22 protein-coding genes are annotated in these 23079 nt (G+C 58.3%); 10 read left to right on the top strand and 12 right to left on the bottom strand.

Annotated features, from left to right (window positions below; genetic code table 11):
• From HMPREF2724_RS09430 to HMPREF2724_RS09410, 5 genes are all read left to right on the top strand, one after another.
• Positions 1 to 562, top strand: a 562-nt coding sequence (locus tag HMPREF2724_RS09430; protein WP_070588328.1) for a cation efflux transmembrane domain-containing protein, incomplete at its 5' end; no start/stop codon positions are given.
• Positions 563 to 649: 87 nt separating this feature from the next.
• Entirely contained in the window at positions 650 to 877 is a 228-nt protein-coding gene (locus HMPREF2724_RS09425) for a hypothetical protein (RefSeq protein WP_061920908.1), read from the top strand.
• An 11-nt stretch (positions 878 to 888) separates the two neighbouring features.
• Positions 889 to 1194, top strand: coding sequence for a hypothetical protein (locus HMPREF2724_RS09420; RefSeq protein WP_061920906.1), 306 nt, complete (start codon positions 889 to 891; stop codon positions 1192 to 1194).
• Between the two features lie 160 nt (positions 1195 to 1354).
• Positions 1355 to 2632, top strand: a complete 1278-nt coding sequence (locus tag HMPREF2724_RS09415) for an arginine deiminase (protein ID WP_070588326.1) — start codon at positions 1355 to 1357, stop codon at positions 2630 to 2632.
• 15 nt (positions 2633 to 2647) lie between these two features.
• Entirely contained in the window at positions 2648 to 3964 is a 1317-nt protein-coding gene (locus HMPREF2724_RS09410; protein ID WP_061920901.1) for an amino acid permease, read from the top strand.
• Here HMPREF2724_RS09410 and HMPREF2724_RS09405 read toward each other — a convergent pair.
• From HMPREF2724_RS09405 to HMPREF2724_RS09395, 3 genes are all read right to left on the bottom strand, one after another.
• Positions 3961 to 4935, bottom strand: coding sequence for a nucleoside hydrolase (locus tag HMPREF2724_RS09405; RefSeq protein ID WP_061920899.1), 975 nt, complete (start codon positions 4933 to 4935; stop codon positions 3961 to 3963). The genes HMPREF2724_RS09410 and HMPREF2724_RS09405 overlap by 4 nt on opposite strands.
• 104 nt (positions 4936 to 5039) lie before the next feature.
• The gene (locus tag HMPREF2724_RS09400) at positions 5040 to 6614 is read right to left on the bottom strand and encodes a PTS ascorbate transporter subunit IIC (protein WP_070455530.1); all 1575 of its coding nucleotides are present in this window, start codon (positions 6612 to 6614) and stop codon (positions 5040 to 5042) included.
• A 9-nt stretch (positions 6615 to 6623) separates the two neighbouring features.
• On the bottom strand, positions 6624 to 7463 hold the full coding sequence (locus HMPREF2724_RS09395; RefSeq protein ID WP_061920895.1) for a PTS sugar transporter subunit IIAB: 840 nt from the start codon (positions 7461 to 7463) through the stop codon (positions 6624 to 6626).
• Between the two features lie 156 nt (positions 7464 to 7619).
• On the opposite strand from HMPREF2724_RS09395, the gene HMPREF2724_RS13010 reads away from it, so the two are divergent.
• A complete protein-coding gene (locus HMPREF2724_RS13010) occupies positions 7620 to 7787 on the top strand; it encodes a hypothetical protein (protein ID WP_201040651.1) in 168 nt (55 codons plus the stop codon).
• A gap of 92 nt (positions 7788 to 7879) precedes the next feature.
• Here the strand turns inward: HMPREF2724_RS13010 and HMPREF2724_RS13005 are convergent, their stop codons facing one another.
• The 3 genes from HMPREF2724_RS13005 to HMPREF2724_RS09380 all read right to left on the bottom strand — a co-directional run bounded on the left by HMPREF2724_RS13005 (position 7880) and on the right by HMPREF2724_RS09380 (position 12836).
• Positions 7880 to 8068 (bottom strand): hypothetical protein, encoded by a 189-nt coding sequence (locus tag HMPREF2724_RS13005; RefSeq protein WP_061920893.1) that lies wholly within the window; start codon positions 8066 to 8068, stop codon positions 7880 to 7882.
• Positions 8065 to 9336, bottom strand: coding sequence for a Fic family protein (locus tag HMPREF2724_RS09385; RefSeq protein ID WP_061920892.1), 1272 nt, complete (start codon positions 9334 to 9336; stop codon positions 8065 to 8067). Before HMPREF2724_RS09385 ends, HMPREF2724_RS13005 begins: the two co-directional genes overlap by 4 nt.
• A gap of 143 nt (positions 9337 to 9479) precedes the next feature.
• Positions 9480 to 12836 carry an exonuclease domain-containing protein gene (locus HMPREF2724_RS09380; protein ID WP_070588324.1) on the bottom strand — a complete coding sequence of 1119 codons (3357 nt, stop codon included), beginning with the start codon at positions 12834 to 12836 and terminating at the stop codon, positions 9480 to 9482.
• 306 nt (positions 12837 to 13142) lie between these two features.
• Here HMPREF2724_RS09380 and HMPREF2724_RS09375 point away from each other — a divergent pair, with 306 nt between their 5' ends.
• Complete coding sequence (locus tag HMPREF2724_RS09375; RefSeq protein ID WP_062044349.1) at positions 13143 to 14537, top strand: GntP family permease; 1395 nt, start codon at positions 13143 to 13145, stop codon at positions 14535 to 14537.
• Between the two features lie 50 nt (positions 14538 to 14587).
• Here HMPREF2724_RS09375 and HMPREF2724_RS09370 read toward each other — a convergent pair whose 3' ends face one another.
• From HMPREF2724_RS09370 to HMPREF2724_RS09360, 4 genes are all read right to left on the bottom strand, one after another.
• A complete protein-coding gene (locus tag HMPREF2724_RS09370) occupies positions 14588 to 15058 on the bottom strand; it encodes a gluconokinase (RefSeq protein ID WP_070432438.1) in 471 nt (156 codons plus the stop codon).
• 62 nt (positions 15059 to 15120) lie between these two features.
• On the bottom strand, positions 15121 to 15531 hold the full coding sequence (locus HMPREF2724_RS09365) for a hypothetical protein (protein WP_223197716.1): 411 nt from the start codon (positions 15529 to 15531) through the stop codon (positions 15121 to 15123).
• A gap of 27 nt (positions 15532 to 15558) precedes the next feature.
• Positions 15559 to 15774: an IS1096 element passenger TnpR family protein gene (locus HMPREF2724_RS13515; RefSeq protein ID WP_080970051.1), complete on the bottom strand. Its 216-nt coding sequence runs from the start codon at positions 15772 to 15774 to the stop codon at positions 15559 to 15561.
• 10 nt (positions 15775 to 15784) lie between these two features.
• Positions 15785 to 16033, bottom strand: a complete 249-nt coding sequence (locus HMPREF2724_RS09360) for a hypothetical protein (RefSeq protein ID WP_061920887.1) — start codon at positions 16031 to 16033, stop codon at positions 15785 to 15787.
• Between the two features lie 132 nt (positions 16034 to 16165).
• On the opposite strand from HMPREF2724_RS09360, the gene HMPREF2724_RS09355 reads away from it, so the two are divergent.
• Positions 16166 to 18136 carry a fructose-specific PTS transporter subunit EIIC gene (locus HMPREF2724_RS09355; protein ID WP_070588322.1) on the top strand — a complete coding sequence of 657 codons (1971 nt, stop codon included), beginning with the start codon at positions 16166 to 16168 and terminating at the stop codon, positions 18134 to 18136.
• A 42-nt stretch (positions 18137 to 18178) separates the two neighbouring features.
• Here HMPREF2724_RS09355 and HMPREF2724_RS09350 read toward each other — a convergent pair whose 3' ends face one another.
• A complete protein-coding gene (locus tag HMPREF2724_RS09350) occupies positions 18179 to 18730 on the bottom strand; it encodes a hypothetical protein (RefSeq protein ID WP_061920882.1) in 552 nt (183 codons plus the stop codon).
• 525 nt (positions 18731 to 19255) lie between these two features.
• On the opposite strand from HMPREF2724_RS09350, the gene HMPREF2724_RS09345 reads away from it, so the two are divergent.
• On the top strand, positions 19256 to 20623 hold the full coding sequence (locus tag HMPREF2724_RS09345) for a hypothetical protein (RefSeq protein ID WP_070588319.1): 1368 nt from the start codon (positions 19256 to 19258) through the stop codon (positions 20621 to 20623).
• A 271-nt stretch (positions 20624 to 20894) separates the two neighbouring features.
• Complete coding sequence (locus HMPREF2724_RS09340; protein ID WP_061920878.1) at positions 20895 to 21815, top strand: ribokinase; 921 nt, start codon at positions 20895 to 20897, stop codon at positions 21813 to 21815.
• On the opposite strand, the gene HMPREF2724_RS09335 is transcribed toward HMPREF2724_RS09340, so the two are convergent.
• Entirely contained in the window at positions 21812 to 23035 is a 1224-nt protein-coding gene (locus tag HMPREF2724_RS09335) for an amidohydrolase (RefSeq protein WP_070588317.1), read from the bottom strand. The two genes, HMPREF2724_RS09340 and HMPREF2724_RS09335, sit on opposite strands and share 4 nt — an antisense overlap.
• Between the last annotated feature and the right edge of the window lie 44 nt (positions 23036 to 23079).

The following is a 23079-nucleotide window of genomic DNA, read 5'->3' as shown; positions in this document are numbered from 1 at the left end:
GGCGGGGGTTGCAGCATTGAACCTGTTTGGCTTTTTCGTTGAAGTGGCCATGGCCTGGCACATCGGGTCAGCTTCGCTGCTGGCCGACGCCGCGGATTTCCTCGAAGACTTCCTCATCAACACACTCGTCTTGGCGGCGCTTGGATGGTCGGTAGCGGGGCGTCGGAAAGCAAGTTACGGGCTTGCGGGACTTATCCTCATTCCGGCAATCGCGGCCTTTGCCACTGCAATCTGGAAGATGATTAGCGGCACTCCGCCAGAAGCCTTCCTGCTTTCCGGTACCGCGGTATTTGCTATGCTCATCAACCTACTTTGCGCGGTATTGCTACTTAGCCTGCGCAAGCATGGAAGCGCGCTGACCAAGGGCGCCTGGCTGGCGGCCCGTAACGACGTAGCGGCCAATCTTCTTATCCTGCTGGCTGGCGTTATCACCATCTGGTGGTTTAGCCCGTGGCCGGACATCGCTGTCGGCATTGTAGTAGGCGCTATCAACTTGAGCGCTGCGAAGGAAGTTCTAGAAGCCGCCCAGGCAGAAGACCCAGAACTAGAGCTAGAGGAATAATCCCCATTTCAGAGGGCACTTGGGACTTTTACCGCATACTCCTTATCAGAATCGCTGACCTCGATAAGGAAGGAACCTAGATCTCTCATGCAGTCCCAGACCACGCAGATGCCAGCTCTAATGCCTGAACGCATCGCACAGGAACGCTCCCGGATTCAGTCCAACAAGAAGGCAATGGCGCGCGTCGCCAAGCTCGAGCGTGAAGCCTTGTCTAAGGCACGCAAGCAGGAACGCGACTTCGATACCGTGTTCCTAGGCATCCTGTCTGGGGCCCTGCTGGTCTACATGGCGCTGATGGCTGCCGCTTTGGTTTAGGTGAGAATGCCGTGGTGACCACGATGGACATTCCCAACCGATACCGCAGCAACGCCTTCGCGGAAAAAGCCCGCGAATCGGCACGCATGGCAAAGGCTTTGGAGACCGCCAAGCGGGAGGAGCAAGAGGCCGGACGCGGCACCACCTATCTGTTGGCCGTGCTGTGCGCATTGGTAGGTATCAGCATCTTCATCAAGTTTTGGCCGTGGGTTTTGGTTTTCTGCGCCGTCGTCATCGCGACGATTATCGTCGTTGCGCTTCTCCCCGCCTCCTACGACGAGTCCCACCCCCAGACGGGTGCAACACGAGATTCCTGAATCTTTTGCGAATTATGCAAATCTTATTCACTACCAGCAGCATGAATGATATGTATGATTCAAATTACTATTCATTTCATTATGTGACCCATAACTCATAAGGGTTTAGTTACTGTTGCCTCCAGCACCAAATACTTGAAAAAGGAAGGCACAGATTTACATGATGGATTCTGTTGAAACCTCCGGTAACAAAGACGGACAGCAACTCGGCGCTTGGTCAGAGGTAGGCAAACTCCGCCAGGTAATGGTCTGCCGCCCCGGCTTGGCACACGAGAGGCTCACTCCAAACAACTGCAAGGAGCTGCTTTTCGACGACGTCCTGTGGGTCGAGGAAGCGCAACGCCACCACGATGAGTTCGTCGCCCGCATGGAAGAGCGCGGCGTCGAGGTGTTGCACATGCGCATCCTGCTAGAAGAAACGCTGGCGACCAAGGAAGGCCGCGAGTTCATCCTCGGCAACAAGCTACTGGATAAGAACGTCGGCGTGGGCGTGGGCAGCGAATTGCGCGAGTGGTTTAGCGGGCTGGACAACAAGACTCTGGCCGAACTTCTCATCGGCGGAGTGCCTTTCAACGAAATCCCCAAAGGCCTCGGCCACGGCGTCATTGACACCATGCGCAACGTGTACGCTCCCGATGAGTTCGCGCTGCGTCCTCTGCCCAATAGCCAGTTCTCCCGCGATAACTCCGCCTGGATTTACGGCGGTGTCTCGCTGAATCCGATGCGCCTTCCTGCCCGCCACCAGGAGACGATGCTCACGCGTGCTATCTACCGCTACCATCCGCGCTTTGCCAACGCATCCTTTGAGTTCTGGTACGGCGACACGGACGAGGACCCAGGCCTTGCCGCCCTCGAAGGCGGCGACATCATGCCGGTGGGCAATGGTGCAGTCCTAGTGGGCATGGGCGAGCGCACTACTTGGCAGGGTGTGAGCCGCTTGGCCAGCAACCTGTTCAATGCGGGTGCAGCAGAAAAGGTCATCATCGCAGCCATGGCCCCAGATCGCGCCTCGATGCACCTGGATACCGTGTTCACCTTCCTCGACGCCGACAAGGCCACCGCCTATCCGCGCGTGGTGGATACCATCCGTCCGCTTATCCTGCGCCCTGCAGATGATCAGAAGAAGCTGGAACTCGAAAGCCCAGACAAGCACTTCGTCACGGTGGTCGAGGAAGCGCTCGGCCTGGATAAGCTCCACGTCGTAGAAACTGGCGGCAATTCCTATGCCGCGGCGCGTGAGCAGTGGGATGACGCCAACAACGTGGTTGCCTTGGAGCCCGGAGTGGTCGTGGCTTACGATCGCAACAAACACACCAATGCCAAGCTTCGCGACGCCGGCGTCGAAGTCATCGAGATCGGCTCCGCCGAACTGGGCCGTGGTCGCGGTGGCGGACACTGCATGACCTGCCCTATCGTGCGCGATGCAGTGGACTACTAAGGGGAGAACTAGCCGATGACAACTTTTGACACTGCCGCGCCCGCCGCGGACGAGACCGCATCTACTGCCTCCCCAGTAGGTCGCGAGGGAAAGAAGACCGAAGGTACTGCGCTGGGCTGGGTGCTCGCGCTCTTCGGCACCGCGATGGGCGCAGGTATCCTCTTCCTTCCGCTACAGGCGGGCACCTTTGGCTTCTGGCCGCTGGCCTTTGCTACGGCCATCATCTTCCCAGTGGTCTATTTCTCCCACCGCACCTACGCGCGCATCGTCTCGGGCGCTCCGGTCAAAGACCACGGGCTTGACGTCCTCGAGCTGGTACGCAAGTACTTGGGCCGGCATACCGGCCTCTTCGTGGCATTGATGTACTCGCTGGCGAACATCCCCACGGTGTTCATCTACGCCATCTCGTTGACCAACGCCATCGACAGCTTCATTGTCAATCAGCTCCACGGACCATCCATTAACCGCTGGGTTCTTTCGGTCCTGTGCGTGGGCATCCTGACCGGCATCTTCGCCATCGGCCGCAAGCCCATGCTGTGGCTGGCGCAGGCACTGGTCTATCCGCTCATCATCTCTTTGGCTGCTACCTCGATTTATCTGATCCCGCAGTGGGACCTGCGTTCCTTCATGGAAGTGGAATATCAAGATGGCAGCTGGCCTTATATTCTGCTGGGCTCGGTGCTGATTCTGCCGGTTCTTGCCTTTTCTTTCTCGCACATGGCCGGCCTTTCCCAATTCTCCGTGGATATGCAGCCAACCTACGGCGAGAAGACGGAAAAGCGCGTTACCCGCATCGAGCTCTACACCGCCGCTCTGCTGGTCATCTTCACGATGTTCTTTGTCTGGTCCTGCGTGTTGGCCTTGGGCGCCGATGGCATGAAGGAAGCAACGGAGCAGAACCTGCCCGTGCTGTCCTACTTCGCCAACGTCACCGGCGTACCGCTGCTTGCCTGGCTGGCCCCGATGGTCGTTATCTTCGCGATTATTACCTCTTACTTCGGCACCATGCTCGGCGCTGAGGAGGGCACCTCTTACATGGTGCGCCTCATCGCGCCACGCACTGCGAACCGTCTGAACCGCCGCGGATTGCTCACCATCGTCTACACGTTCATCTTTGTCACCGGCACGCTGGTCTCGGTGTTCAATCCGCCAATTCTCAACCTCATCTACTTGGTGGGTGGCGTCTTCGATGCGGTGCTTATCTTCCTGCTTCCGGTCTACATGTTCCACCGGGTCAAGGAGTACAAGGCCTACCGCCATGACCCGTGGAACTACTTTGTGTTCTTCTTTGGTTCGGTGATTCTGGCAGTCACCATCTGGGACCTGTTCTAGTCCGCTTTCTGAATCGGACGGTTTGGGTTGGTCTGGGTTTCCAGGACGTCGTCAAGCAAGCCAAAGAAGCTTTCGCGGTCCGCCTTTTCGATGACCGTCGCGTTAGCTTCCAAGCCAAAGGTCTCCCACGCCATTGCCGCATAGCCTCGCGTAATCCCGTTGCCCGTGACCACGTCTACCTTGTAGCGCCCGGATTCTTGGATGAGTTCTGGGTGCAACAGCGTTGCTAGCGTCATCGAATCCGGGTGGGTGGAACCGCCAATACCGGCGGCTTCATCGAAGTCCAAGGTGGTATCGCACATGGCCTTGAAAAACTTGGCAATCGGGGTACCCACCGCGACCTTTTGGTCATACTCTGCACGCGGCATGGTGGCGTCATTGAAGGTCACTGGATCCCATGGCATCACGACGATGTCCGCGAAGCCGGCGCTGAAGACAATCTGCGCCGCTTCCGGGTCGACGTAAAAGTTAAACTCCGCGGCCGGCGTAATGTTTCCACGGCCATTGTTGGAACCGCCCATGATGTAGAGCGACTTCACGTTCTTCACAAAGTTGCGGTCTTTGACCACTGCCGTTGCGATATTCGTCAGCGGCCCGATTGCCACCACGGACACCTCGCCTGGGTTCTCCGCGGTGATACGCAACAGGGCGTCGACAGCATGCTCTTTTTCTACCTCGCAGCCCGAGTAGTCCATGCTGAGGCCTCCCGAACCGTCACCGTGCACGTCTTCTGCCGAGGCCCACTCCTGCAGCATCGGCTGCGAGCAACCGGCATAGATAGGCACCTCGCCCAGCTTGCCCGCCGCATTCAAGGTCATGTGCGCATTCTTAATCTGCTGCTCAAAGCCCACGTTGCCAGCCACCATCGTGATGGCACGGAAATCCGCGCGCTTGTCCAACAATCCAACCAAGATTGCTACGCAATCGTCTTGGGCGGTATCGGTATCGAGAATGAAAGGAACAGTAGACATTATCTTCCTTAAGCAGTGTGGACATCGGCTAGTTAGGCCTCCAATTTATCCTGTGCACGGGCGCGCAAAAAAGCGCGCAAGGAGAACCTTGCGCGCTTTGGAGGTTAGCCCCGAGAAGGCGGAACCGGAGCACCCTTCGGAGGAAGCACCTTGGGGTACTTCTTCGAAGCTGCGGTCTGGCCAGCGGCAAGCGGCTTAACGCCAGATTCCTCAGCCTTTGGGGTGGCAGCGCCCGGCTGCTCACGCCACGGAGTGGGGTCCCAGTTGGTGGCCACAAGCTTGCGCTGAGAGAACCAGCCCAGGGCCAAGACGACCAAGCCAAGTACAGCGATGAGCACGAGGCCCAACGCTCCACCGGCCTTGGAGGACCAACCCAAAAGCAGGCCGAACCAGCCAAAGTCGGCGTCGCCAAAGGTGGTGTTGGCATCGCCGAAGGAGCCGAGCACGCCCAAGAGGAAGGCCGGTAGGAAAGTGATGATGAGGCCGTTAACAAACGCACCGAAGATGGCGCCGCGGCGTCCGCCGGTTGCGTTGGCGTAGACGCCCGCTGCACCACCTGTGAAGAAGTGCGGCACGAGGCCTGGCAGGATCAGCGCCACGCCGAATGTTGGGCCGAGCCATGCGGCCAGAACAGCGAGGCCGATGAGGCCGCCGATGAAGGAGAAGATGAAGCCCACCAGCACGGCGTTTTGTGCATACGGGAAGACGATAGGCGCGTCCAGAGCCGGGATGGCACCGGGGACGACCTTGGCAGCGATGCCCTGGAATGCAGGGACGAGCTCGCCCAGGATGGTGCGCACGCCGAAGAGGATCACGGCCACGGCCACGCCGAATTGGAGGCCTTGGGTAAAGGACTGCATAAGGTAGTTACCCACGTTGGTGGCACCGCCTTCGAATGCAGTGAAGGCCTCCTCGGTACCAGCGCGCACCATGAACATGACGGCGAGCACGATGTACATGAGCGCCATGGACAGTGCGGTAGCCACCATAGAGTCGCGCAGGAAGCGCAGGCCTTCGGGAAGCTTGAGCTCCTCCGTGGACTTGGACATCTTCTCGCCCTTGCCGCCAACTGCCTTGCCCACGGCACCGGCAGCGAGGTAGCCGGCGGTGCCGAAGTGACCAATTGCGATGGAGTCGTCGCCGGTGATGCGGCGCGTCCACGGGTGTGCGATGGCAGGCAGGGAGACCATCAAGATACCCAGCAACGCGGCGCCAAAGGCAACCACGATCCAGGAAGAGTATCCAGCAGGTGCAAGGACCATGGTCAGCAAGGTGGCCATGAACAGCACGTGGTGGCCGGTCAGGAACACATAGCTCATCGGGGTAAACCGGGCCAGGATCAAGGAGACCACGAAGCCCAGAATCATAATCCACGCCACTTGGGAACCGAACTGGTCCTGGGCAATGCCCACGATGGCCTCGTTGGTGGGCACCACGCCCTGCGCGCCGGTGGCGCCGGTGATCATGGCGCCGAGGGGTTCCAGCGAGGCGGTGACCAAGCCGGCACCCGCGCCCACGAGCAAGAAGCCGAGCGTTGCCTTGATAGCGCCGCCGAGGACCTGGCCCACGCCACGGCCCATCGCGGCGAGACCCACCGCGGTAATGATGCCGATTAGGAACGCCGGCACGGAGAGAATTTCATTGACCAAGAAGTTGGCAATGTTCAATAGGACATCCATGAGTGCTCCTTAGACGTCGTAAAGCTCGCGCAGAGCAGAATCGATTTCGGACATGTTCGTAAAGTCTTCGATGACGTGGACGGGCACTCCGACATCGCCGAGCGTTGCAGCGATCTCCCCGGAGGTCAGCAGGAAATCAGCTTCCTTCGCACGCCCCTTGGCCGAAATCGTGTCTGTTGCCTCGACGGTGAGGTACTTGCCCCAGCCCCATTCATCAAGGACCTGCTCCAGCGTGTTCTTCAGGAACAACGACGTGCCCAGGCCATTACCGCACACGGTGTAGATTTTGCCCTTTGAGGCCACCGAATCAGCCGCGGTCTGGTGCTCGGCGCCATCGCGCGCGTCACTGTGATCAGCTGCAAGAGACGCGCTTGCCGACGCCGCTCCTGCCCCACCGTTCGCAACATCCACAAGCGCCTGGCGCAGCTCAGCTTCGCTTTCTACAGAATCCAGACGCGCACGCACGTCCTTCTTCCCCAGCAGCCCGGCCAGCTCCTTCATAGCCTTCAGATGCTCGGACGAATCCTTCGCTGCAAGTGCTACGACAAGAGTCACGGGGTCATTGGCCTTGGAGCCAAACTCCACTGGAGTGTCCAAGCGCACCCACGACAACGCCGTTTCGCGCACTGCTTCCGACGGCCGCGCATGAGCAAAGGCAAAGCCCGGTGCGACCACAATGTATGGACCATTTACTTCCACCGACTGCACCATCGCCTCGGTGTATGCCGGGCTCGTCTTGCCCGCCGCAACGAGCAAACCGCCCGCCAACTCAATAGCCTCACGCCAGTCACTCGCGCGGCCGTGCAGGTCAACTGCACCTTCTGCGAGTAACGCATTCAGCATGGACATACGTGTCCTCCTACCTTAACTCTTTGCCGGCCACGAAAGATATGACCAGCCCTAGCTAAAGTAATTACCAGGTATGCAAACGTTTACCTAGTCGTTGACGAAGATTTAGGCACATGCCACTCAACACTCGTTGCTGCCTTTATCACGCAACCAAGAATGGAAGCCGCATTCGCAACTGCACACCTTCAGGCAGAGCAGGCCGAAAGTTTTTACGCCGTGGCTTTCAAAAACGCTCCCAATCACATCATCGGCACACAACTCACTGATGCCTTCTGGCGCTTTAGCCGTATTAACCAAGCCGCGAATTTCGCGCCCACCGACTGATCAACCAACATTCACATCGCAGACCGTGCATCACACGATTACTGGCCTGAATTGGTTGCAGATCGCTCGCAAGGCGATGAGTGGCTGGCACATCAAATGTATTGGCATGCGATGCCGGCGACCTCCTCGATCCCGTGGATCCAGAGTGGGTTGTCGATGCTGTGGTCAACGACGACGGCCAGCTTGTCATCGACGGCATCAACATCTTCGAGACCCTCGATGAAGCCGCCGAGTCCTTGGGCGTAACCAACCTCAGCAGCGAAGATTTCTGGGCTCGTCACTCTACGAGCCCAAGCCACGTCAATCCCGGCGCGGTAAGTGCCGTAACGAGCGGGCGCCGCGACAAGAACTCGACGTAGCCCATGCTCTCGAGCTCGGCAATCCCTTTACGCGCGGTCTGCTTAGACACTCGGACAACGCCGGCTACCTCGTCCAAGCTCAGGCCAGCACGTGGACCAAAAAGCGCGACCTGTCCAAGCAAGAATGCGATTGACAATGCCAGCTCGCTTGCAGCTCCTTCGCTCTCTAGCGCACGCAGGCTCTGTTCCAGCCTATTCAGTCGGTCGCTTCTTTCCTCGAGGGAGGACAACAAACGGGCCTGGGCAGCATTGACCATCGCAGCCATATCCTCGACAAAGAAAGTCAGCTCACCATAGTTCATGGGGTCTTCTGCCGTAGTGAAGGCATCGTAGTAGCGCCTCTTCTGCCTAAAGATTTCCGCCGAGAGCGACAACGCTGTCGGGGTAGAAAGTAGCCGTGATAGCCGAATGCTCAGGAGGAATCGCCCCATGCGTCCGTTGCCGTCGTAGAACGGATGGGTATGTTCAAACATGAAGTGCTCCACAAAGGCCGCGAAGAGCTGAACCCCGCGAGACTCATGAACAGAATCGAGCATCACCTCGAGGCGCGCCCGAATGGCGGACTCGCCCCGTGCGCCCGCATGAAGCTCACGCACTCCATCGTTTAGCGAAACATCACCAGTTCGGAAGAGCTCGCCATCGGGCACATCGGCTTTGTCTACTTCTTCGCCGACGAGGGAGTCGTACAGCGAGCGAATCTCAGACAGGTTTGAGGGAAAACCCAATGGTGGAAGGTCATCTCGCCCCAAAAATTCGCCGGGGAGGGCCAAGTATTGCCGCACCATTTCCCGGAATCGTCGCACTGGCGCGCCTTCCGACGCCTTTCCCATGCTGCGTTCAGCCTCAACCGCAGCGGCGACTTCTTTGCGGGTGGAGGAAATGTTCTCAATATCGTTGGTCGCCTTTATTTCATCGACCACCAGCTCGTGAAAATAGTGTTCCCTAGCCGTCACTGGAAGCTTCTGCCACAACGCAGCAATCTGAACCTCTTGGCGCCAGACGCGCTCCACCCTTTCTGCGAGACCACGGGTGTGAACGTAGAAAAGCCCGTGCTTGCCCACCTCATAGGGCCAGGTAAAAGCAGCAGGACTTGAACGCCGCACACGGAGCTGCTCAGCAACAAGCTCCCTGCCACCGCTCGTAGCACGATAAAACACCTTTTTCAGTGGTTCGTATTTTTCCACAGGCATTACACCGCCTAAACGTTAAAAATCGCGATTTTTGTAATTAATCTACCCCAAAAACTCGCCTAAAATGAAAAATTCGCCCTTTTTAATCTTAAGCAATGCACGGGACTGCGTTATTTCAGCCCCCCCTTGCTCCATGAAATCCCCTAGAGCTCCTGAATAAGGTCAGCGATCTCGTCCTGGTGGCGATGACGGAAGACCGCCACCGTTCGCCGGCGCGGCGCCTGCGGGCTCAGTCCCAGTATCTCGTTAACTCGAGCTAGCGAATCTTCCGTCGATTCACCAGGCTGCATCAGCGTGCCGTCAAGTCCCACGAAGTCATAGAGGCGAGCCAACCCAGCCTCATGATGCTGGACAGCAGGTGCGATCGAGACATCAAAGGTCCTTTCTTTGCCCAGCTTGAGCCACACCCGCTGGCCCTCGCGGACACCGAGCTCGTCGAGGAACCGCTTTATCGTTGACAACGAGACTTGCTTAAGACGATTGACACGAACAAACTCCTCACCTAACCGGCTACTCAGCGCACAGCTCTCGCCCACTTTTACTCCGTAGTACGCAGCAATGGGCGCGGGCACAGCGAAGCCGCTGCCACGCAGGTGGTCCTTGTTAACTGTCAGCAAGAGGTTCCACTCGCCGTCACGGAGATAGGCATCGCGGGCATCTGCGATATCGCCCTCCATGACGTTTCCAGACTCATCCACTCGTGCAATAACCATGCCGTCGCGAGTCTCAAAATCTCCATTGGCCGCATATTGGCGGATCGAGAGTTCTGAAATTCGCAATCTCTCTGCCTGCGCTAGCAGCTCATTCAAAGCAATCGCAGGGACTTCCTGCGAGGAGCCTGCGGCATCGACAACCGTATGAGTTCGGGTGCTAGCGGCCAGGCGCGTAGAGATCCAGCTAGCAATACTCTTGAATTCCTCGTGTCCCCACTCCGTCAGCGCCCATTGATCGGCAGAGACTTTTGTCAGACGAGGGTCAATGGAGAATTGATTAGAAGCAGACCGTGGGCTGCCGCCCCCGAGGGTATCCATGATCGCCTCTGCAGTCATCGGCTCACCGTTTATAGCAAGCACGCTCACAGCACGGTCTTGGTAGCTGCCGACCTTTGTCAGCACGTAGTTGTCCAAGACTGCGACCTTAAGTTCATCGTTGGTCACGATGTACTGCTCCAGCCGTTCCGGCGTAACTTCTAAGCCCACGGCGAGTTCATCAATCCGAACAATACCGTGGTCGTCCGCCAGCGTTGTTAACCTCTCTGACAAGGCCTGAGTGAAGCCATTGAACACCAACCAGCCGTTAACAACTTCCCATTGCTTGCCAATGCCCGTGAAAATTTCACCGAACGTTGCGTCAAACCCTGCTGGCTTTCGTACGAGATCAGGTAGCTCCCTTCGGAGCTCATCCACAGGCAAGATTGGACGGGCACCCTTACCCACAGCCGCCACGACTTCTTTAAAGAGAGCACTATCCTTCTCAAAATCTTCCGCCAATTGTCGCTCCAACTGACGGATCCTCTCGCGCGTGAGACCAAACGCGGTGCCGATGGAATCCAACGTCGCCCCACCAAGCCACCGGCTGCAAACGATTCCGCGTTTGCGTTCATCACCGTCAATGGCTCGATCGAGCTCATCCACGGCGCGTTGGAACAAAGCCCGCACTGGGGATTGGTGCTCAAGGTGTGCAGTAATTATGGGGACCTCGGCTGCGACGGCACTTGGTAACGACGCAACCTCTACAACCGCGCCATTTAGCTGTGCCCACCCGATGTACAACGCGGCTTGGTCCAACGCACGGATTTCTTCGGACGTTCGACACAAAAATTCAGCAGCACGCCCCGCGGAGTCATCATCGCTAAAAGGATTGTTCCCCAAGGGGATGTCACCATAAGGGTTCTCCGCTGCGCCAATGCTATCGATCACCGCGGCATTTCCGCTGTCACTGGCTGCAAGAACCACGGCTTCCACCATGGCCACAAGCTTGTGTTCGCCTACTCCTGGAAGATCACGCAAGTCCTCCACGGTTGCCTCCAGCGGTTGCGGGAACCGCGCAAACCACTGTGTGTACCCGCTCTTGTAAGAACTTTGCACCTCGATCTCACTAAACGGCGTCAACTGGGGTGAGAGCTCCAAAAGCTTCCGTCTTGGGTGCTTGGCGCACCACTCCACCGCCAATGCCTTTGTGCCAGTGTGCGCACTTGTGCCAGAAACGCCAGTGCTCCACGGGAAGATCCCGTAGGTTTCTGTCAGCTCAAGTTCAGCAGGCTGTGCCGACAGGTCCTGCTCCACGAGTTGTCCGCCCCCAGACATATTGCCCAACAGACGAGCAAAAGCCGTCTCACCAATAATTGGGACGCCGTACTCCCTGGCCTTGCGCGCCTTTCCACTCATGGAGTCAGGGTTCGCTGCAACGAGTAGCACGGACTTCTTCGTCACGCCGCCGACACTTAGCCCTACTGCCATTGCGCGACGTTCCCATTCTTCTCGGGGAAGATCGAACTGCCCCGTAAACGTCACTCTGTCCCCAGCAGACAGGCTGATACCCAGTTCATTTTCCCCTCGCTGTGGTGCCGCAAGGAGTGCCTCGGCGGTATCGGCAGGCAGCCCCAGCTGCTCGTTGAGCAACAGCAGCGTGGCACGTTCTTCCTCTGTCACCTCACCATCAAGCCAAACCTCCACGGCGAGCTGCCGGATGAATTCTTCATGAATACTCATCACGTCATTGCTGGTGAGCCCCTCCTGCTGCGCTTGGTTCTGCAGCTGGACAATTTCAGACTTGGAAAGTTCCTTATCTACCAACGCTGCCGCGAGCAGTTTCTTGTACTTCTCCGCATCTCCGGAGCCTTCAGGTGCTGCAGTATCTGCCAGGCGGACCAGCCATTCACCACGCTTGTGCGTCAAATCTTCTGCCAACGCGGTGCGAGGTAGAAGCGCGCCGCGAGCAGGAAACTCCTGCGGTGGGAGGGTAATTGCTCTGCTGCTTATCACCACATCAGTACCTTGGCTAACCAGCCGGGCAAACAGCTCTGCAGTCGCCAGTGCATCTGCCAGTGCCGAGTGCGGACGGGCGTTTGTAATCCCAACAACTTCCAAGGCGTGCTCAAGGGTTGCACCCTCGCCTGGATACGTCTGCTGGAACAACCGCTTGGTATCAACCACCCACGCCCCGTAGTTGGGCCACGCCCCCCCTAAACTAGAAAACTCCCTCTTCAAGAACCGCGCCTCGAAAGGCGCATTGTGTGCGACCACCGTGCGCCCGTTGAGAAGTTCGAAGAATTCCCCTGCGACTTCGCCGAAAAGGGGCGCATCCACAACGTCAGTCGGTGTGATGCGGTGAACGAATGAGTTCGGAATATCCCGCTGCGGCTGCACCAAGGTCTCCCACGTTGACTCCACATCCCGGTTGTGGTCCAACAGAACCACACCTATCTCGATGACTCGATCAGTCGAGCCAAAGCCTGTGGTCTCGAAGTCAACGACGGCGTATCGCTTAGGGGCAACCATGGGGCCTTCCTTCTAGCTTGTTGGATCAATGCGTTGAGCTACTCAATTGCGCTGCACACCACATCATATGTGTCGACATGTCTCGAGTCTGTCGGCCTGGCCCAGATCGGTGTCCTAAATAAATGGAATCGTCGTCATCGTCCTCCTTCGAGGTAGCGCTGACGCTTAGGTTCCAATTTGAGCTGCACGGTACGAAAGTCACATTTGAGTGGTTATATCCACGCTTATTTCCGATGATAATCTGACTCACAACTACGGCTTGACAGCAAGGCCGTAACTTAAGAAAGGATTAGTTCCATGGACGTCATGGAAACCTGGGAGCCGGTGCTTACAACCGGCCCTCTGCTGGGGATAGCAGCTGCCGCGGTTGCCTTGATTCTGGTCATGGTGATCTACTTCAAGGTTCACGCATTCATCGTGTTGACCATAGTTTCTACCCTGACTGCGCTTATTGCCGGTATCCCTCTTGAAGGCGTAGTACCGACGCTAACCAAGGGCTTTGGTTCAACGCTTGGTTCCGTTGCGCTGTTGGTTGGTTTGGGCGCCATGATCGGGCGCTTGGTTGAAACCTCCGGTGGCGCTAAATCGCTTGCCGACGCCCTGGTTAAACTCTTCGGCGAAGATAAAGCACCGTTTGCGCTAGGCGTTGCCTCGCTCATTATGGGTTTCCCCATCTTCTTCGACGCTGGCTTAATCGTGATGCTGCCGGTGATCTTCGCAGTGGCGCGGCGTCTTAACGGCCCGGTTCTCGCCTACGGTATTCCCGCGGCCGGCGCGTTCTCAGTAATGCACATCTACCTTCCGCCCCACCCGGGTCCTGTCGCTGCCAGCGAATTCTATGGCGCTGACATCGGTCTCATTTTGGTCTTCGGCCTGCTGGTCGCGCTTCCTACGTGGTATCTCTCCGGCTACCGCCTGGGCCTGCACTTGGGCAAGAAGTACCCCTTCGTTGTCGGCGATATTTTGACCGGCGAACGCGTGGCGGATGAAAAGCTTCCGGAAAAGCCAGCTTCACCGGCGACGGTCATCGGAATTCTTCTTATCCCAATGCTCCTTATCTTTGGCAACACCGGCTTGTCGGCGCTTTCCTCCGCCGGTCACATTTCGGGCGATGCCACCTGGGTGAAATTCTTCATCTTCCTAGGCCAGACCCCCATCGCACTGCTCATCACGGCGATTGCCGCGATGATTGCGCTCGGATTCAAGCGCGGAATGGATAAGACGGCGATCGAAAAGACCATGGAGTCTTCCCTGGGGCCGATTTGCTCAGTGGTGCTGATTACCGGTGCCGGCGGCATGTTCGGCGGCGTGCTACGCACTTCTGGAATCGGCGATGCTCTGGCTGATTCGATGGCAGGCCTCGGCATTCCTGTCATTCTTGCCTGCTACCTCATTGCGGTCGCGCTACGTCTTGCGCAGGGTTCTGCCACCGTGGCTCTTACTACTGCAGCAGCGCTCATGGTCCCGGCTGTGGAAGCAGCAGACTACTCTGCGGTGCAGCTTGCTCTTATCGTGCTTGCCACCGCCGCGGGTTCGGTCTTTGGCAGCCACGTCAATGACTCGGGCTTCTGGTTGGTCGGCCGCCTCATGGGCATGGACGTGGCAACCACGCTGCGCACGTGGACCCTCAACCAGGCACTCGTTTCCTTCGTCGGCTTCGTCTTCGTGCTTATTATCTTTGGGATTACTGCAGCGCTTTAGCCCCAGTTAGCCTCAGTCCAAGAAAGCCAAGCCACAACGGTTTAGGGCATCTAGCCCCGCAGATACCTCGCTGCTTCGGCAGCTAGTTCTGCGGGGCTTTGTGCTACGTCGAGCACGATCCCCGGCTCATCCTCATCGAGCGGCTCAAGCGTTTCGAACTGCGATTGCAAAAGCGATACCGGCATGAAGTGGCCTGCACGGTTTTGCATGCGCTCCAGCAAAAGCTCGTAGCTGCCGTGCAGATGAACGAAGAATGTATCCGGCGCATGGGTGCGAATCAGATCCCGGTACGAACGCTTAAGCGCTGAGCATCCCACGATGGCGCCTTCGGTTTGCCCCTGCATCCACTGCCCGATTGCTTCGAGCCAGGGCCAGCGGTCGGCGTCGTTAAGCGCGTGCCCCGCGGACATCTTTTCGATGTTGGTGGCCGGATGCATGTCGTCGCCGTCTCTAAAGGCGAGACCAACCTGGCCTCCCAGCAGCTGCCCCACCGTGGATTTCCCGCAGCTGGACACTCCCATCACGATGACGTGTTTATGGGCAAGTTCCGTGTTCACCTTAGTAGAGTTCACAGCCTTCAAGCCTAGTACTGCGGGGTGAAGTTGATACGTTCAATCTCCGCTCGCGCGGCCGGGTCCAACATCGCGCACAATCCGCCGACCACGTAACGGACTCCGGGAACCGTGGTGGAGGAACCCACGCCTTGCACGCAACGATCAAAGGCAGGCAAGCCGATACCGGGTGCCGGCGAATTCATCGAATAGAACGACGCTGCCATCGCCGCACCGCGATTGCTGTTCAGCGCATCAGAGGAACCCTTGATTCCCTGCCACAAGACTGCCCCAACCGGATCAACTAGGAACTGATGCTGCTCCTCCGGCGTCAACGCGGCAGCCTCTGGCGCAGTCGCACCCACGCCACCACCACTAACCACGCCAAGGGACAAAAGCCCAACTGTCAAAGCACGAGCACAAACACGAGAGAACTTATTCATAAACGCAACCTACCACGCTAATCAGTCTCACGAAGTGGCTTTTCCACACGTTATTAACAGCGCTTCAACGCGGTGGACCCAACTATCCCTTAAAGCACAATTTCGATGCGTGAACTGATCCCGATGGCAGTCCTCCCAAGCAAAAGCCACCTGCAAAACCTCGTTCAAGCCCGACAACGTCATGCCTGCATCAACAGCAATTTCGCGAGTGACTCGGAATTGTCCGACTTCCAGTGTGGCCAAAAGTTACTAGCTACTCATGATTTGAAGGCTTCGGATTAGCTATAGCCTGTTGAATCATCACGAGCTCGACTCCTAAGATTTCGCCGGAAGATGACACATCCACAGCACCAGCAATAGATGCTGGATCGTCACTGAAAGATAGTGGAATTGAGTACTGATATTCGCCGACATCTTTATCATCAGTGCGTTTTAGCGTAATGCCTACATCGTCGAATACGCCTGACAAGTCCAATCTGTCACCCTTTTTGATCATCTTCATTCTCCCCTTTTCCAATTAGCACGTACATCCGAAACACTATCGCAATTCAGCTCCCTCTTCCCTCACTTCGGTTCTCAGGCCAAACACCACCGCCGCTAGATTCCCGATTCCCCGTCCTGTTAGATCACAGTTATGAGTACATCGCAATCAAGGCCGAGGCTGCTTGCCATCACGGCCTGCCCAACGGGAATCGCACATACCTACATGGCGGCGGAAAACCTTGAGGCCGCGGCGCAGAAGCTGGGCTACGAGCTTAAGGTGGAAACCCACGGCTCCATCGGAGTCGAGGGGAAGTTTTCGCAGGCAGACATCGATGCGGCAGACGCCGTTGTCATCGCGGCGGATACGGTGGTGGCTAAGGACCGCTTCGTCGGAAAGCGGCTCGTAGCTACCGGCGTCGACGAAACCATTAGCCGCCCGGAGGAGCTACTGGGCCGTGCACTGGAGGCAACGGCGCTAACTACAGCTGAGGCCCGGCGTGACTCCGCCGAGAGCGCCACCCCGGCGGGAGGCCGCACAGAAGGTACTGCCGATTCGGGTCTGCGCGGCTTTGGCCAGACGCTGTATAAATCCCTGATGAATGGCGTGAGCCACATGATCCCCTTCGTAGTCACGGGCGGTTTGCTCATCGCGGTCGCGCTGTCCATCGGCGGCACGCCAACCCCGGAGGGCATCGCCATTCCGGAAGGCAGCTTCTGGTTCACCATTAATCAGCTAGGTGCCCTGGCGTTTTCTTTGATGGTGCCGATTTTGTCCGGCTACATCGCCGTGGGCATTGCGGATAGGCCGGGCCTTGCACCGGGACTTATCACCGGCCTTATCGCCACGACGGGTTCGCTCTACGGATCGGATGCGGGTGCCGGATTCATTGGCGGCATCATCACAGGTATCTTGTCCGGCTATGTTGCCCTGGCCATCAAGAAGATTCCGGTAGGCAAATACGTCGCGCCGATTTGGCCGATTATTGTCATTCCGATTCTCACCACGCTTATCGTGGGCCTGGCGTTCATCTACATCATCGGTCATCCAGTCGCCGCTGCCTTCGAGGCAATGACGGAGTACCTCGCTGGCATGCAGGGTTCCTCCGTGCTCATACTCGGCGCTGTCATCGGCGCGATGATTGCCTTCGACATGGGCGGGCCTTTCAACAAGACCGCCTTCCTCTTCGGCGGCGGCCTCATCGCGGCTGGCAACGCGGCACCGATGGGCATGGCGGCAACGGCGATTGCCGTGCCACCGCTAGCCGTCGGCGTCGCCACCTTGGTTCGCCGCAGCTGGTTCAACAAGGCCGAGCGCGATTCCGGTATCGCCGCCCTTTTCATGGGTATGTTCGGAATTACCGAGGGCGCGATTCCGCTCGCCGCTGCTCGTCCGCTGCAGGTCATTCCGGCTAACGTCATCGGCGGTGCCGTCGCGGGCGCCATCGCGGGACAGCTCGGCGTCGAGGATCACGTCATGCACGGCGGCCCGATCGTGGCGCTGCTGGGCGCCGTCGACAACGTTGGCGGATTCATCATCGGCCTGGCGGCCGGCATTCTTGTCGACGCCGCGCTTATCCTCCTGCTCGTCGGTATCACCGCCAAGAAGGGTGCCGCGGCGTCGGAAGCAACTCCTACTGAAGGCGCCAGCGATAGCGATGCCCTGCTTCTTCCCGATACGGTCGCGCTTGAGACCACGCGTGGTACCAACCGCGAGGACATCATTCGCGAGCTCGTCGCTTCCATCGCAGCCACCGGTCGCGCTTCCGACGCCGAAGCGCTTGTCGACGCCGCACTAGCCCGCGAAGAGCAACACTCCACCGGCGTCGGCAATGGCGTTGCCATCCCGCACGCCCACACTGCAGGGGTCACGCGCCCAACCTTGGCTTTCGCCCGTCTTCCCAAGCCCGGCATTCAGTGGGCCGAGGGCGAGGAGGCAACCGACCTAGTATTCCTGATCGCTGTTCCGGAAGGCTCCGGCAATCAGCACCTCAAGATTCTGTCGAAGCTGGCCCGCCGCCTGATGAAGGAAGATTTCCGCGCACAACTGCGTGCTGCGGGCACTCGCGAAGAGGTCATCGACCTGGTGGGCGATGCAGTCGCTGTTCCCACCCCGGCGCAATAGTTCTTGAACTAAACGCTAAATCCCCCGCTTAGCGGGTGCTCGTCACGCTACTCGATCTCCCCATAGCACCCGCAATTCCTCAGTCGCCGGCCGCCAGTACGCAGCTTGGGCCGCAGTAAATTCCTTCAGCAAGTGCCCGCCGCTGCGTGCAGCGGTGCGGGTGGCCTCGTTCGTAGCGGCATCGAGGACGTCGATATAGCGGCCGACCTCGTCGCGCGGGATGCGAAGTCCCATCGTTATATGCGGGGTCCAGCGGGCCCCTCGTGATTCAGGATTGGCCGCGCTAATCTCCCGAGCGGCCGCTTCGAACTCATCGGTTGTTTCCAGAAGCCAAGCGATTGATTGCTTCGAGCGCGTTCCGAATACTACGGTTCCCACCCGTTGAAAAGTTGCTGGCAATAGCGGCGGAAGCAGTTCAGCGGCCAGTTCCACTGCCTCGGGGGCCATGGATTGGGCGAAAGTAATAGTGATGTGCGGGCGCTGATTCTGGCGTGGCAGGCCACGCCGAACGAGGTCGTCGAATAGCTCGGCGATGGCCCGTTCTTGCTCTTCAGAAAGATAAAGCAAGAGGTTTTCTGGGGATTTGGCGCTCATGATTTCAGGTTATGGCATTTGAACTATTAAGGTTGTCTGGTTTCCAAATGCTGTTAGCCGAGCACATAAGCCCGCATGGTGTTATCCTCACCACTGGGCGCTATAAGCCACGTGACAATACATCCCAGGCATTAATTCGCACAGACTACCCCAAGTTGAAGCGCGGGGCTGAGCCAGCAAAACGGATTTTCCGCCTTTCGAGGACCGCCATTTAGCCATTTTCCACATAAGGATCACCCCTGAAAGTAATCATACTTTAGTTTGTGATCGTTCGGACAAGAACACTTTTCGCACGATGTAGTCCTAATTTGGAAAATTCCCAGTCAGCGTTAATTTTCCACCGAAGCTGTTTACAGCGTTCATGACACTTATGTGAATTTCTATCTTTAATTGTCAATACATCTCTATCGTGCGTCACTGAAAAACAGTCGCTAGCGTAGGTCTTCGTCACGCACCGCCAACGTATTCGCCGTGCGTAACTCGCCAAAAATACGTCCACCTCCAGTCGTTCGAGGAGAACTAAACATGTCTATCCGTCGTCGCTCCGCCGGCCTGTTCGCCGGCCTTGCCATCGCCGGCAGCACGCTCATGATGCCAGCAGCTAACGCTGAAACCATCACCGAGTCCTACCCAGAGACTCCGGCCATCAACGCCAAGCTGCCAATCATCCACACCACCCACGGCTCAGATCACAAGAAGGCTAACGTCCTTAACCCACGCCCGGTCTGCAACCCATGGGAAGACCACCGCACCGTTGTCTACAAGGCAACTGACACCTTCATGCCAGCTGGCACCATCTCCACCACCAACCAGACTAAGAAGGACATTCCGCTGCAGCAGAATCTGTCCAAGTCTCAGTCCATCCAGCTGGAGGTCAACGGCGACCGCACCAGCACCACCTCCATGAACTTGGGCGGCGACGTCTCCGGCAAGAACTCCAAGGGCTCCGCAGGCATCTCCCACGAGATCGCTACCAAGATCGGCGCTTCCGCTTCCTACTCCCTGTCCTGGGAGGCTGGCCAGTCCATCGGACCTTACGACGTTCCGCCAAACCACACCGGCGAAGCAACTTACGGCTTCCGCGTTCTGAACATGACCGGCACCCAGCAGTACTGCAAGACCAACGGCACCTGGTCCACCCCGACCGCTTGGTCCGCAATGCAGCCAGTCAAGAACGAGGTTCGCGTCAAGCTGTACGACGACATCGCTGACTCCTTCGCTCCTAACAAGGACGCACAGAACACCGAAGAGGTTAAGCAGGAGGACAAGGATCCGAAGGCTGACGCTGAGGTTGTCAAGGACAATGAGGCTCCAGTAACCGAGGCACCTGTTTCCGAGGCTGAAGCTAAGAAGGAAGAGGAAGCTGACAAGGCAAAGCTCGAAGAGGTAAAGAAGGACGAGAACTCTGACGAGAAGCAGAAGCTCGACCTGAAGCCTTTCTTCACCACCTCCGGCGCTAAGCACTCCGGTTTCGCAGGCACCGTTGCTCTGCAGCTGGAAAACGTTGGCTCTGACCGTTACTACGGCACCTTCCCTGCAGTTCAGTACCGCGTTGACGTGAAGACCGACAAGGGCCCGAAGGGCGTTGACCGCCTCATCACCCCACGTTCTTCCAACGGCGCTCACATCCGTGACCTGGGCTTCAACGAGAAGACCTCCACCCGCACCTTCGAGGTCACCCTGGCTAACCCAATCAACGCTGGCGAGAAGGTTCGCGTTGCAAACCTCGACTTCGGCGATGGCGACACCAAGGAAGGCCGCATCCACAACTACATCGAGGTCACCCAGATTGGCCGTCTGGAAGGCGACAACTCCCAGGCTAACGACCAGAACGTTGACTCCCGCAAGGCAACCGTCAACGACTTCGGCAAGCAGGTTAAGGGCACTTTCTAAGCCCTGCAAGCATCCGCTGCTTAGATAAGCCGCTCCACATCTTCCTTCAGCTCCCTTCTCAGGGGCTGGAAGATAGGGAGCGGCTTTCCCAGTTTTGCGCACGCCCATCGGGGTCAATCCAGCACAATTTGCCAAACAAGGCGCCAAAACTTCCCGAAATCACCCCAATATTTGGCAAATTGCACCCTTGCGCCGCCCCAAGCCTGGACGCGGACTCTTAGAGTGGACCACACAAGGGAGCACACAAAGGCACAAACGCAAAGGAAACTCCATGACTACAAAACAGCCGCGATGCGTAGTCGTCGGCTCGATCAACGCCGACTTGATGATTAGCGTGGAACGCCACCCCACCCCGGGCGAGACATTGATAGGCGGTGGCGGCGACATCCTCGCCGGCGGCAAGGGCGCAAACCAAGCGGTAGCTGCGGCACGCCAAGGCGCCAGTGTCTCATTCGTGGGCGCAGTCGGCGATGATGCGTACGCAGGCCCAGCCATGGAACTGCTAGAAGCATCGGGCGTCGATCTCAGCCACGTCGAACACCTCGATTCCACCACCACGGGCCTTGCGGTAATCGAGGTCGCAGCCGATGGCGAGAACACCATCGTCGTGGTCCCCGGCGCGAATGCGCGGGTAGACGCTGAGTTCGTTCAACAGCACGCGCGGGCAATGCACAAGGCGGACTTGGTGCTGCTACAGGGCGAGATTCCCGCCGCAGGATTCCAGAAGGCGGTCGAACTCGCACGCGCGGTAGGCGCCCGCGTGGTGGTGAACCTGGCGCCGGTGGTGGACGTCGATAAGCAGGCGCTCCTACAGGCAGACCCACTCGTGGTTAACGAACACGAGGCGGGGTTGGTGCTCAAGCAACTGGGGGCGCAGACGCCGGGCGATGAACCAGAAGAACTCGTAGAATGCCTGCGCGCCGAAGGCTTTGCCGCGGTGGTGTTAACGCTTGGACCGCACGGGGCCATCGTGGCGGATGCCGAGGGCACCACGCCGATTCCCACCCCACAGATCAAAGCGGTGGACACAACGGGCGCTGGCGACGCGTTCACAGGCGCGCTCGTGGCGAAGCTCCTACAAGGGGCCACGCTTACCGACGCCGCCCATCACGCCGCCTGCGTCGGCGCCTTCGCCGCGCTGGGCCGCGGCGCCCAGCCTTCCTACCCGGATCTAAAAGCGCAGCTTCCTTAAACCGCCAGCCAAGGGCAAAGCGCAGCAACCGTGGCCTCGGCACCTGCTTCCAGGGTGGGGTGCAGCTCAGGGACGAACTGCGGAGAGTGATTGCCCGGTGCATTCTCCGGAGTTGGGAAGCCGCCGACGACCCAGAAACAATACGGTGTGCCAAAGGCATTCGGGATATCCGGGAAATCCTCAGAGGCCACGAGAGGCGCGAAGGTCTCCGTGCGCTCCTCCCCCAACAAGGTCTGCATAGACTCGGTGACCTTGGCAGTTACATCGCGGTCATTGTCCAGCACTGGGAAGCGATCGGAGTATTCGAAGGAAGGCTCCGGCGCGCCCGCCGCGGCGGCCTGATTGTTCACGATGCGCTCGATCGAGGCATGAATGTGGTCTTCGACTTCCTGCGAGTAACAGCGGGTATTGAGCTCGAACACGACTTTATCCGGAATCACGTTGGACTTCGTGCCGCCGTGAATCGTGCCCACGGAGACCACCGCGCGCTCGCTGGCCGGTAGCTCACGGGAGACAATTGTCTGCAGCTGCATGATGATTGAGGAGGAAAGCACGATTGGGTCGACGCCCTTCTCCGGCATGGAGCCATGCGAGCCGACGCCGCGCACAGTTACCTTCACAGTGGAAGCCTGGGAGAAGCTAATGCCCTCGTTGGTCGCAACATGCCCCAGCGGCAGCGCGCCCATGACGTGCTGGCCCAACATGACATCGGGGACCGGAATCTTGCCCGTGATTCCCGCCGCAACCATGTCCTTGCCGCCCTCGGCAATCTCCTCGGCAGGCTGGAAGACTGCCTCGAAAGTGCCGGACCACTGCTCGCGGTTTTCCGCCAGATAAGAGATGGTGGTCAAAAGCCACGTGGTGTGCATGTCGTGGCCGCACATGTGCCCGACCGGCACCTCCTGGCCAGTCTTGTCGGAGACCTGAGTGGCAGTCGAGGCGTACTCAACACCGGAGTCTTCCTTGACTGGCAAGCCGTCGAAAGCGGCACGCATCGCCACGGTTTGGCCATCGCCGTTGCGCAGGATTCCGACGACGCCGGCTCCGACGTCGACTACCTCGACGTCGCCAAGCGCCTCCAGCTCTTTGATAATCCGTGCCTTGGTTTCGGCTTCCTGCAGCGAGAGCTCCGGGTGCTGGTGGAACCACTTATAAAGCTCCTCACGCTGCGTCTTCGTCTTTTCCAGATACGTTTCCAAAGATTCAAACAGCTGCGTCATAGATCTCACCTTATGCCTGCCCGGTCACCGGTTGCAGAGAACGC

This window comes from Corynebacterium sp. HMSC071F07 (assembly GCF_001810285.1).
Lineage (GTDB): Bacteria > Actinomycetota > Actinomycetes > Mycobacteriales > Mycobacteriaceae > Corynebacterium > Corynebacterium simulans.
This window is presented reverse-complemented; position numbering and strand designations above follow the sequence as displayed.